Annotated in this window: 7 protein-coding genes and 1 tRNA gene; 6 read left to right on the forward strand and 2 right to left on the reverse strand. The window is 39.5% G+C overall.

Annotated features, from left to right (window positions below; all coding sequences use genetic code 11):
* Entirely contained in the window at positions 1–864 is an 864-nt protein-coding gene (locus GR929_RS20615; protein ID WP_159523513.1) for a M23 family metallopeptidase, read from the reverse strand.
* A 211-nt stretch (positions 865–1,075) separates the two neighbouring features.
* On the opposite strand from GR929_RS20615, the gene GR929_RS20620 reads away from it, so the two are divergent.
* Positions 1,076–1,148: transfer RNA gene (locus GR929_RS20620), tRNA-Met, on the forward strand.
* A gap of 180 nt (positions 1,149–1,328) precedes the next feature.
* Here GR929_RS20620 and GR929_RS20625 read toward each other — a convergent pair.
* Positions 1,329–2,684 (reverse strand): glycoside hydrolase family 28 protein, encoded by a 1,356-nt coding sequence (locus GR929_RS20625; protein WP_159523515.1) that lies wholly within the window; start codon positions 2,682–2,684, stop codon positions 1,329–1,331.
* A 464-nt stretch (positions 2,685–3,148) separates the two neighbouring features.
* Here GR929_RS20625 and GR929_RS20630 point away from each other — a divergent pair, with 464 nt between their 5' ends.
* From GR929_RS20630 to GR929_RS20650, 5 genes are all read left to right on the forward strand, one after another.
* Positions 3,149–3,745 (forward strand): RNA polymerase sigma factor, encoded by a 597-nt coding sequence (locus GR929_RS20630; RefSeq protein WP_159523517.1) that lies wholly within the window; start codon positions 3,149–3,151, stop codon positions 3,743–3,745.
* Between the two features lie 116 nt (positions 3,746–3,861).
* Positions 3,862–5,067, forward strand: a complete 1,206-nt coding sequence (locus GR929_RS20635; RefSeq protein WP_159523519.1) for a FecR family protein — start codon at positions 3,862–3,864, stop codon at positions 5,065–5,067.
* A 103-nt stretch (positions 5,068–5,170) separates the two neighbouring features.
* Positions 5,171–8,545, forward strand: a complete 3,375-nt coding sequence (locus tag GR929_RS20640; protein WP_201301078.1) for a TonB-dependent receptor — start codon at positions 5,171–5,173, stop codon at positions 8,543–8,545.
* A gap of 19 nt (positions 8,546–8,564) precedes the next feature.
* Positions 8,565–10,076, forward strand: a complete 1,512-nt coding sequence (locus GR929_RS20645) for a RagB/SusD family nutrient uptake outer membrane protein (protein ID WP_159523521.1) — start codon at positions 8,565–8,567, stop codon at positions 10,074–10,076.
* A 144-nt stretch (positions 10,077–10,220) separates the two neighbouring features.
* Positions 10,221–12,449 carry a cellulase family glycosylhydrolase gene (locus GR929_RS20650; protein ID WP_159523523.1) on the forward strand — a complete coding sequence of 743 codons (2,229 nt, stop codon included), beginning with the start codon at positions 10,221–10,223 and terminating at the stop codon, positions 12,447–12,449.
* Positions 12,450–12,494: the final 45 nt, after the last annotated feature.

Here is a 12,494-nt window from a genome sequence, read left to right on the forward strand (position 1 = left end):
TTAAAAGTCAATGTATTTTTCGGGGTCGATAGCGATACCGCGATTCCAGAGTTCAAAATGAAGGTGTGGGCCAGTAGTCAACTCTCCGGTATTTCCCATAATCGCGATCGCTTCACCCGCTTTTACCTGGTCTCCAACATCTTTTAGCAACTCAGCATTGTGTTTGTAGACCGACACTAAGTCATTTTCGTGCTGCAGATAGATGACATAACCGGTTTCGGCTGTCCACCCCGCAAAGATTACCGTGCCATCCAGCACCGCTGAGATCCTCGAATTTGGTAATCCAACAACATCAACAGCCCGATGATCGGATTGGACATCGAATTTATTGGTGATCATTCCTTTCAATGGAACAAAAAAATGGATGTTGGCAATGTTTCTGTTTTGGGGGTTTTCTTTTTGAATGGACAGGTTGAGTTGCTCTTCCAGTATTTTTTGTTTGAAAACCGAATCGTGGTTATAGTAATTGATTTGCAAATTGTTTTGGGGGATGGCTGTATCAGTAACAAAATCAGGATCCTGTGGGACATCTCCTTCAATTAAAGTTCGTATTTTTTCGAAGTAGTTGTCTCTGATTTGCAATTGTTCTTCCAATGAGTCGACCAAAACCGCATTGTGCACAATTAATTGCCGAACTTCGGATGAGGGATAGCCTGGAATGAATTCGCGGATTGGTGTATAAGCAATCATTAGGATGGTGAAAAGAATGAGAAGTAATCCGCCAATCCCGAAAAAGGTAAAAACCTTGAGTCGTGTTAACTTTATACTCCATGCCGTTTGGTAGGTTGAATCGTTATAAATGATTAACCTGTAACGGTTTTTGAGCTTTTCAATTAGCTTTTTCTTTTTTTCCTTTTTTGCCATTCTCCGATTTTGCAGCAACAAAATTAGCAACAATTCGATGATTGCCTATTTCGAAGCTCTGAAATTAAGACTTTTTAACGAGGTGAAGATATTTCAAAATAAATCACAATCATTTTGATTTTCTGAAAACATCCATTATATTTGCATCCGCATTTGAGACAAGATTGTCAAAAATGTACGTTCAAAGAGACTAAAAATACTTAAGATATATTGCGGGATGGAGCAGTTGGTAGCTCGTTGGGCTCATAACCCAAAGGTCGTCAGTTCGAGTCTGGCTCCCGCTACTTAACAGAAGGAGAATCAAGAAATTGGTTCTCCTTTTTTGTTGCCTTTAACGGGATGATGGAACTGGCAGCAAGAAAAGTTTATCGAAAAACTCGAAGCAAAACGCCGATAGAGGCTATGTTGCTCAAAAAATATCTGTCGTATTGAGCATTCCGCGGCAGATCGCTCTTTTGAAAACTTTATTCAACAAATGAAGGCGCTGTCGCCGGTTCACCAATCGTTACATCATTCAGTACAATATTTCGAGTGTCAGAAAGGCTGATCGCATTTTTTGCTGAATGGATGGTGAGGTTATTAAAGAATACATCAGAAACCTTTTTTGACGGAAATCCCTGAATAACAATGCCTGTTCCGCTCGCTTGTTGGCAGGTTATGTCGTTAAAATAGATGTCAGATATTTTAGTCGCAAAGCCTTTGCCTTCATCATGATAGAATGAGGTGATGTAAACGCAATCTTCTACTTCACCAAAAGCAATGTTGTCAAGGAATATATTTCGAATGAAACCACCCCGGTCGGGATTTGATTTTAGATAAACCCCCCTTTTGAGTTTCCCTGCAAAGTCACAATCGTACACAAAAACGTTTTCAACTCCGGCCGACATTTCACTTCCAATGACTAAGGCATGCAAGCCTTTGAAATGGCAATTTCGGGCGACAATATTTTCCGATCGATATCTGGAGCCTCTTCCCTCGTGATCCCTTCCGGCTTTAATCGCAATATTATCGTCAGAATTGTTGAAATGAATATTTTCAATGAGAACATTCTTTGAATATTCCGGATCTATTCCGTCATTGTTTTTATTTTGAGCATCGTAACGCACGCCTCTCACGGTCACATTTTCGCAACGTAGCAAGTGTAAACACCAAAAAGGAGAATCTTCCAATTTGACATCGGAAACCTTGATTTTACTACAATCGAAAAACTGAATTAACTGTGGTCTTAAAAAGTGTCCTTGTCCAAAAATCCGCTCTTCCATTGGTGAATTGCTGTGATTCATTTCGCGACTAAGAAGTTGATCCGGTTTTTGTTTGCCGTGCCAGGTCGACCATGTTTCTGAAGCTTCTCCATCAATTACTCCTAAACCGGTAATGGCAATGTTAGTACACTTATACGCATAAATAAACGGACTGTAATTGTATAAGAACGTACCTTCCCAACTGGTTTTCACTACCGGAAGATAATCTTCATAATTGGACCCAAATCGTAAGTTCGCTCCTTCCTCCAGGTGTAATTCCATATCGCTGATTAAATGAATTGGGCCATTGATGAGGTATTTGCCCGACGGAAACACAAGCTTCCCGCCTCCTTTGGATTTTAATTCTTTTATCGCCTGATCAATTGCCGGTTTGCTGTTTTTTGCTAGCTCATCAACCGAAGCAAAATCCGTAATCTTTATTGTATTCGACGGTATTTCTGGTTCTGATATTTGACTGATGATTTGCTGAATGTCAGCATTTTTATGTTGTGAAAAAGCGGAAAATTGAAGTACAAAGAACAGAGTTAGCGATAGAAGAATTGAGAATTTGGTCGTCATTTTAGTTCATTTTTTGTGAGGAGATCAAGATAATACTTTTCTCTTTTTACGCCCAATTTTTCTACGACAATATGATTCTGTTTTTCAGAAAATGGGAATGCTTTTTTAAGATCGGGGTAATCTTTTGATGCCAATGAATGCGGGTTATGTTACTTACAATGATTGTCGGGCGATGTCTTGGTCGGCCGGGCGATATGTGTAATACGTTGCTATATATTGTTGCTAAATCATTGAGTTAACTCAGTAATATGCAATATAACTTGCGAGCTTTTTAACAGAACCTGTCTGTTTCTTGTTTTGTTTACGTGCCGTGCAGGAGGACCGAATGCTCGCTGTTAAATTAACATGTTTATGTTCAGAGTATTGGGGCGTGAATTCCGACTGAGTAGATTGCAGTGTAATTAAAATTGTCTATTTTAGGCCTTTCAAGTTGCTACTAACATAGGCGGGAGAGGGTGAGAGAAATGGACGATAATTATCAAAAAATCTGGGAAAGCTTTTTGAAAGGAGACGATGCGGCTCTTTCGACCATTTATTTTGACTTCTTTGATTTGCTGTTGAATTTTGGAATGAAATATGCCACCGATCGGTACCTAGTCGAAGATTGTATTCAGAACCTATTTATTGACCTATTGAAAAATAGAGGGAAACAAAGATCTGTAGAAAACATTAAATTTTATTTGATGAAAGCCTTGAGAAACCAGATTTCCAATGAGCAGCGAAAAGCAAAAAGAATGTTTTCCACCGATAACTTAGGTGAAACCGAATTTCGAATCAATTATTCCATTGAAAACAGGCTGATTGCTGACGAAACAGAAAAAATAAAAAGCAAATTTCTAACGATGGTTAAGCAAAGCCTTACCAGTCGACAGCAAGAAGTTTTATACCTAAAATTCACTTGTGGGTTTGATTATCCCCAGATATCGGATTTGATGCAGATTAGTGTGGAATCTGTTCGCACAATTGTTTATCGTACATTGAAAACAATCAAAGATACTTTTGGTACCGAAAACTACTCTAGCCTCATTTTCGCAACTATTTTTCGTTCATTTTTTGCATAAGAAGTAGTTGAATTATAGTGGTTTAGTTTTTATGGTTTAATTTTTTATTATTTTTTTTTCAAAAAAAATGTCTATAGATTGTCTTTTGATGATACTTATTCATGAAAGACACGGAAATGAAAGATAATTTTCAAAAATACAAGCTGGAAGATTTTTTAGACGATCATGATTTTTGCCGGTGGGCAAAATCGAACGATCCAGAATTGGCAAAGCACTATCATCAGTTTTTGGAAAAATATCCGGAACAGAAAACCACTTTTCATGAAGCTTACCAGATTATCCGACTTTTAGAAGATGAAAAATTGACTACCGATCCGCGGCGTAAACTGGAAATGTGGAAGAATATTGGTGCGGCGTATAACAAAGGGAAGAAGACGCTTACGATCAAACGAACCATGCGATATGCGGCAGGTATTATGATCGTATTCTCAATTTCTGCTTTAGCATGGTATTTTGCTGCCCAAAATAACTCAATGCACTTTCAAACAGCATACAACATTCAGGATTACTCGCAAACACATTTAAAATTGGATGATGGAAGACTGATTCCGATCGATTCAGAACGTTCCAGCGTTGAATATCTTCAGGCGGGAAATCAAATAGAGGTCGATGGGAAAGCGATTTCATTACCAAATGCTTCTTCCAAAACAGAACACAACGAGTTGATCGTTCCTTTTGGAAAACAGTCGAAGGTTATATTGGCTGATCATACAGAAATCTGGTTGAATGCAGGTTCGCGTTTAGTATACCCCTCACACTTTGAGAAAAATAGTAGAAATGTTCAGTTGCAGGGAGAAGCTTATTTTCAAGTGAGAAAGGATCCGTTGCGACCATTTATTGTTGAAACAGCAAATTCAAAAATTGAGGTGTTGGGTACTTCTTTCAATGTAAAAGCATACCCTGATGAAGATGCCGAAGAAACTGTACTGGTTGAAGGAGTTATAAGCTTGAATCCGGGGAAGAAATTATGGGGTAGCGATATCATTGTGAAGCCGGATCAACAGGTAATCGTTGATAATACTAATGATTCTTATGCGGTGAGGCAAGTTGACGCAGAAACGTACACCTCGTGGATTGATGGACTGTTCATTTTTAATGAAGCTCCTCTTCCCAGAGTCCTGAAAAGGGTAGCACGGTTTTACGATATCGATATAGACTGGTCGTCGGCAGCAGAAGAGAAAATAGTTTCCGGTAAGCTGGACTTAAAGGAAGACTTTCAGCGAGTGTTGGATGCTGTGGCTTTAATATCAAACGGAAATTATAGCGAGAATGATCGAGAAGTGTTTTTCAAATTAAAAAATGAGGAAGATGTAACAAAATAGATAAAAAGCAGAAGCTGGTTAAAAGCGCCAACCCTAACCAGCCTCTAAAATTAGTTTAACCGCCTGTCTAAAGGCAATTTTAAACCTGTTAAGTTTCAAATTTATGAAAAAAAAATGGAAAAATGATGTCTCTCCAGAACGGAGAGGTATCCAAAAGTTTTTGTTAATTATGCGATTAACGACCCTACTAACTTTTTTATTAACCTTTTCGGTTTATGCAGGTTCGTATTCCCAGAATACGAAGTTGAACCTGTCGCTAAACAATGTGACGATTGAGCAGGCATTGTTGGAAATTGAAGACAATAGTCGTTTTGTGTTTTTGTATGAAAGTGGAATTATTGATAAAACGATTAAACGCTCAATTTCTGTAAATGAAAAAACAATTGATGTTGTGTTGTCAGAGCTTCTAAATGGCACAAACATTAACTACACAATTGATGACCGTCAGATTTCCTTGTACAAGGACGATAAGCTTGGAAATAACCTGAACAATCGAAATGTGATCGAACAGCAAGTCTCTGTTTCCGGAATAGTTACCGATGCATCAGGTGTTCCTCTACCCGGTGTTACGGTAGTTATTAAGGGAACCATGAAAGGAACAATCACTGATGGAGATGGAAATTACTCCTTAACCGATGTTCCAGGCGATGGCGTTTTGGTTTTCTCATTTGTTGGCATGAGGCCCATGGAGATCAGTGTTGGTGGGCGGTCAACGATTAACGCAAGCCTGGCAGAGGAGACCATCGGTATTGATGAAGTTGTGGCTATTGGATATGGAACGCAATCGAAGCGGAATGTAACGGGAGCAATTCAGAGTGTTGATAGTGAGGATTTTGAAAATATACCTACCGCACAGCTTACTCAAAAGTTACAGGGAAAATTAGCGGGTGTGCAAATCAATCAAACAACAGGTATTCCGGGACAAGGAATGTCAATTCGGATTCGTGGTCAAGCTTCGATATCAGCAGGGAGTGATCCCTTGTATGTAGTTGATGGATTTCCAATTACGGGCGATATATCTAATATCAATCCAGATGAAATAGAAAGTATAACAGTCCTAAAAGATGCTTCCTCTACCGCTCTCTACGGATCACGAGCAGCAAACGGTGTTGTCCTGATTACAACAAAACAGGCGAAATTTGGCAAATCAAGTTTAACCGTTAGTGTTTATGAAGGACTTCAGCAGATTCCTGATTATTTGCGTCCTGAAATGATGAATGCACAGGAATTTGCCCGTTTTAAGAAAGAAATTCATGAAGAAAATGGCTGGGGTGTTCCCGAAATGTTTCAAAACCCGAAACAATACGGAGAAGGAACGGATTGGCTAGACGCTGTAACAAGAACAGCCTTAATCCAAAATTACTCGATCAACTATAGCACCAGTAAAGATAAATTCAGATCAGCCGTAGTTGGTGGCTTCTTTAGCCAGGATGGTGTGTTGCTGAATTCAAATTACAAACGTTTCTCGTTGAGGATAAATTCAGAATATCAGTTTAATGATAAAGTTAAGGTTGGTGTAAACGCATCCAATACAGTCACAACAAATAAAACACCTCAAAGTGATGGTATTTGGTACAACTCTCCCAGTATTGTCCAGTCTGCACTTTTGACTTCACCAATTGCTCCTTATATAAATGAAGATGGAACAATTCCTGTAAATGCGGGAGTATGGGGGAATGACTATGGATCAAGTCCGGGACCAAACTGGTACAATCAAGTACAGGTAGTAAAAAATACCTCAAAAAATGTGGGGCTTTTAGCAACGGGATTTTTGGAATACGAACCAATAAAAGGGTTGAAATATAAATCATCTGTGGGTATTGATTTGGGAAGTAGTGTTTCAGACTTTTTTAATCCTTCAACAGCGGGTAGTATCTTTAATCCAGGAAATGAAGCGGATGCTTCTCGTATTTATGCTACTCACGGAAACTCATTGGGCTATTCATGGTTGTGGGAAAACATATTGACTTTCAAGAAAAGTATTCAAGATCACAACTTTGAAGTTTTAGGAGCCTATTCCTCACAAAGTGCTCATGGCGAGAGTGGATCGATGAGTGGAACGGGTTTCCCGGACAATAAGGTTCACACGCTAAATGTCGCTAAAGATATTACCGGAACTACAGATATTCAAGACTGGTCTTTATTGTCTTTAATCGGCCGTATTAATTACAACTATAAGCAGAAATACTTGCTTACGCTAGCTTATCGTCGTGATGGTTCTTCCAAATTCGGGTCCGATAATCGCTGGGGGGATTTCCCTTCCGGATCGATCGGATGGATTGCTTCTGAAGAGGATTTTATGGGAGCAGTTCCACAAATTTCATTTTTGAAATTGAGAGCCAGTTACGGGGTTACCGGAAACAACAATATCGGGAACTATACGCAGTATGCCAGTATGGTGGCGACAAACAGTCCGATTAATAACACTTTAATAAGTGGTAAAAGTTTAGCTGGCCTGAACAACACAGAACTAGGGTGGGAAAATACGACTGAGGTCGACTTAGGATTAGACTTTGGTCTTTTTAACAATCGTATTTATCTAACTTACGATTATTTCCGCAGGATTACGGATAACCTGTTGTACAATGTTGATATTCCAATTTCTTCAGGCTTTTTCAATTTTACGACCAATGTCGGCAAATTGAAATTCTGGGGGCATGAATTTGCCTTAAATACCAAAAACCTGGTTGGAGAGTTTAAGTGGAATACTAATTTCAATATTGCATTTAACCGGAATGAGGCTCTAGAGCTGGGTACTTCCAATGCTGCAATATATGGAGATAATACAATTACAGAGGTTGGGCAACCTTTAGGACAACTTTATGCACTAAAGTGGGAAGGACTTTATTACACGCAAGAAGAAATTGATGAGGTTGGTCGCGATGGCGCTCAGATAGGTACCGTTAAATTTGCCGACAATGATGGTGATGGTTGGGTTAACAACGACGACAGAGACAAGATTGTGTTGGGTAGTTCAACTCCTAAAGCAATTTATGGTTTAACCAATACCTTTAATTATAAAAACTTCGATTTGTCGATTGTAGCTCAAGGGGCTTTTGGACATAAAATCTTTAATCATATTGAGCGATTCTCAACGAACCTAGATGGTGCATTTAATGTACTACAAGCGGTTGACAATAGGTGGAGATCGCCAGAAAATCCTGGCGATGGCATCTATGGTAAGGTTATATCGGGTACAACAGGTTATGAGCGTGACTGGATGAGTTCTAAATTTCTTTATGACGCGAGTTATCTGACGATTAAAAATATAACGCTTGGTTACCAGGTTCCAATTCGTAATACAAGATATATTAGAGGATTGCGGGTGTATGGTAGTATACAACAAGCTTATGTATTTACCGACTATCCGGGTAACAATCCAGAAGTCTCAGCCGGTGCTGGATTATTTTCAGGAAATGACTATACCACCTATCCGGTTCCAAGAACATTTACACTGGGCGTTAACGTGAATTTATAATCGAAAAATGAAATCAACGATGAAAAAATATAAATTAATTTACTTGCTTGTTGTTGCCATATTGGGGGTAACATCATGCAGCGAGGATTTTTTAACCAAGCTGCCTGAAACGGTGGTTTCTGCTGAAGACTTTTATCAAACAAAGTCAGATTACGAACAAGCAATAATAGGTGTATATCAGCCTTTGCGAACACTTTATAATACCGGTTTAGCTGGTTATGGTGCATGGACCATGGGCGAAATGAGATCAGACAATACTACGTTTAGTTTTAATGCTGTTAACCGAGGATATGCTGATCGAGAATATGTCGATTTATTTATCGACGATTCTAACGGAGGATCAATTTCCAATAAGTACAATAACGATTACATTATTATCGGAAGAGCGAACCAGCTTTTAAGTCGAATAGATGAGGCTGAATTTGATGAAGCAGCTAAAAATAATTACAAAGGTCAAGCTTTATTTTTAAGAGCATTTGCCTATTTTGATCTGGTGCAGTATTTTGGTGATGTTCCTCTAATCATTGATCCTCCAACAAGCTACAACGAGACATTAAAAAACAGAACACCCAAAGACCTGGTATATGATCAAATTATTGCTGATGCTTCGACCGCGGCAGAACTCTTGCCTGCTCCTTCGGCTCAACCTGCTGGCTATGTAGCGAATGGTGCAGCGTACACCTTATTGGGTAATGTATATCTTGTTCTGGAAGAATGGGAAAAGGCTGAAATAGCTTTGACAAAAGTAACTGGCTATTCTTTATTATCGGACTATGCATCGATATTTAATCCAAACAACAAGAACAATGCAGAAATGATCTTTGAAGTCCAGTACACCGACGATCCAACGGCGGGAGCTGCAAGTAACTGGGCTTACAACTTTTTGCCTATCTTAAATAATCCTGGTGTAATCGCCGGATTCCCCGATGGAAATACGAATGCTTATGCCGGTTGGAATGTTCCTACCCCGGATTTAATTGCATCATACGAAGATGGAGATCAACGTCTGGATGCGTCAATCGGGTTTTATACCGGAGAAGGGTACACCAACCGTCCCTATGTGAAAAAATATGTGCATGGAGCAAGTATTGCCCCAAATACAAACGATGACTGGCCGGTTTACCGTTATGCTGAGGTTTTATTAATGTTGGCCGAAGCACACAACGAGCAGGATGAGCCAGGCGATGCATTAACCTATTTAAATATGGTACATGCTCATTCTCGCACGGGACTGGCTCCATTAACAATTACTGATAAAGCACAACTTCGTGAAGCTATTCTTCGGGAAAGACAAATTGAGTTAGCCTTCGAAAATAAGCGCTGGTTAGACCTGGTACGTACGGACAATGCCATTGAAGTGATGAATGCTCAGGGAGCAAAAATTAAAGCCAATCCACAGGAATATTATTATCCTGCCGGTATCTCTCCAATTAGCGAGACCTATAATGTTACAGAAAAACGGTTGATCTTTCCGATTCCTGAAAGAGAAATACGTCTAAATCCGGATATGGAACAAAATCCAGGATACTAAATTCTTTTTACGAGCAGGTAATTAATTTTTAATTGCCTGCTCTACTATTCATTTAAATCTCGCTGAAAAAAAATCGAGATCGGGACTTCTTATGCCAATTTGAACCAGTTTAGAATAAGCAATCTGCTTTAAGTCAAACCAATAATGAAGAGAACTTTAAATATATTGCTGTCAATTATTGCATTAATTTCAATATTTTCTGAAGTCAATGCTCAATTCGATAGTTCAGATTTTTTGAAAACTGATGGACCGGTGATGAAGAATGAATCGGGAAGTGGAGAAGTTGTTTCGCTACGGGGCACTAACCTTGGCTCGTGGCTAAGTATGGAGCATTGGATTGGTCCCCTGGGATACGGAGCAATCAATCGAGACAATTGGCAAGTTTACTCATCCGGTAGCGTTTCAACCAGTGATTTAGATTTTATAATTGATGGTAACGACGAAACTGTTTGGCAGTCTGGTGTCACTCAAAATGGTGATGGAAGTCAGTGGCTAATATTCAGCTTAAATGAAAAGCTTGTTTTTGATCGTGTCCTGATTAAATCAGGAGAGAACACCAATGAATCTCCAGTACAGTATGTCATTGAAATTTCTACCGACAGCATTAACTGGACACAAATCGCCAATAGTTCGGGCGGTTCGAGCCAAATTTCATTCAATACCGGAGCTATTGAAGCAAAATATGTAAGGTATCAGGTTGCTGCTTCATCGAACGCAAATTGGGCTGTTGCCGAGTTTTACCTGATGATGAACGATGATTATTCCGTTCGGAATGCTACTTATGATCGTTTTGGCGTTGAAGCTGCCGATCAACTGTGGGACTATTATCAGCAAATCTGGATTACGACGGCTGATCTCGATTCCATTAAAGCAATGGGCATGAATATGGTCCGCGTGCCCTTCTACTGGATGGAAATCATGAATAATGATGGAACAATAAAAGAGTACGCTTTTGATCAACTTGACTGGTTGGTTGCCGAATGTTCAAAACGTGAGATTTATGTCATGCTCGATTTACATGGAGCTCCCGGTGGACTTGACGGTTATATTACTAGTGGACAAGCCGTCACCAACGAACTATGGAATGATCCGGAAGCGCAAAAAAAGACCGTTGATCTATGGAAAGCAGTAGCGGAACACTTTAAAGGAGAGCCAACTGTTGCGGCTTATGATTTGATGAATGAGCCCGTAAGCAACAATCCGCAGTTTACGATCAGCGACATGTATGATAAAATCTATCAGGAAGTCAGAAAAATTGATCCTGACCATATTATTTCAGTTCAGGCGTTCTACAACTTCGACATGATTGCATCGCCCGGTCAAAAGGGATGGGAAAACGTATTGTATCAGGCACATTATTACAATACTGACTTTGAGAATAGAGACTCTCAAAATGGATTTATTAATTATGCCCTGTCGGATATGGCATGGCACCAAAAACATTGGAATGTTCCCGTATTGGCTGGCGAGTATAATTTTTGGAATCACCTTGACCTTTGGGGAAAATGGATGTTGGGACTAAATTCATTCAACGCCTCCTGGTCCAACTGGTGCTATAAAAACAATACCAATCAATACAACTGGGGTTTATATTTAGGAAATAACAATCCCGTTCCTGAATTGAGCTTCGATCCGGTAGAAGAAATTAAAATGAAATGGGATCAATTTAAGACACCTAAGTTTTTTCGTAACGATAAACTAATCGATACCATCCGAAATCATACACAAGAGGAAGTTTTTAGAGGAATTGACAAGTATGTTTGGTTTCAGGCCTATAATGGGACTTACGTTAGTTCTAAAGGAGGTGATGTACCAATGACGTGTAACAGCGTAGGGTTGGGCGATCAGGAGATATTCAAAATTGTAGATGCCAATGACGGACAAATTGCGTTGCAAGGTAACAATGGCAAGTACGTAAGTTCCAATAATGGTATGACTTCCATGACTTGTTCTAAATCAGAGATCGGTGAATCAGAAAAATTTTACTGGATAAATCTGCCGAATCATGAAGTGGCTTTGTTGGGGCTAGGTGGCTTCGTTTCAATGGAGGATGGAAGCATCCCCATGAATGCTAACCGAAGAAATTTTGATGGATGGGAAATATTCACCTGGGGGACGAAAGATGTTGCTACTTCGAGTCGAGAATTTGAACACGCCTGCAAACTCTATCCAAATCCGTTAGCCCCTGATCAGGTTTTAAATTATACGTTACCGAACTTAAAAAATACTCACGTTGCCATTTATAATTCCGATGGAAAAAAAGTCTATCACAACAAGCTTGCAGGCAGTGGATCAATCGATTTGTCGGACTTGTCTTCGGGAGTTTACCTCGTGATTACGGGAAATTACCGTGAGAAACTGATTGTTCCCTAGTTCAAAAGAAACGATTGCGCAGACATTTTAATAACTAACTCGTAC

This window comes from Sunxiuqinia indica (genome assembly GCF_009847015.1).
Lineage (GTDB): Bacteria > Bacteroidota > Bacteroidia > Bacteroidales > Prolixibacteraceae > Sunxiuqinia > Sunxiuqinia indica.

Coding starts and splice junctions, on each gene's coding strand:
- GR929_RS20635 (WP_159523519.1), top strand. CDS start 3,862: ATGAAAGATAATTTTCAAAAATACAAGCTGGAAGATTTTTTAGACGAT.
- GR929_RS20615 (WP_159523513.1), bottom strand. CDS start 864: ATGGCAAAAAAGGAAAAAAAGAAAAAGCTAATTGAAAAGCTCAAAAAC.
- GR929_RS20625 (WP_159523515.1), bottom strand. CDS start 2,684: ATGACGACCAAATTCTCAATTCTTCTATCGCTAACTCTGTTCTTTGTA.
- GR929_RS20630 (WP_159523517.1), top strand. CDS start 3,149: ATGGACGATAATTATCAAAAAATCTGGGAAAGCTTTTTGAAAGGAGAC.
- GR929_RS20650 (WP_159523523.1), top strand. CDS start 10,221: ATGAAGAGAACTTTAAATATATTGCTGTCAATTATTGCATTAATTTCA.
- GR929_RS20645 (WP_159523521.1), top strand. CDS start 8,565: ATGAAAAAATATAAATTAATTTACTTGCTTGTTGTTGCCATATTGGGG.
- GR929_RS20640 (WP_201301078.1), top strand. CDS start 5,171: ATGAAAAAAAAATGGAAAAATGATGTCTCTCCAGAACGGAGAGGTATC.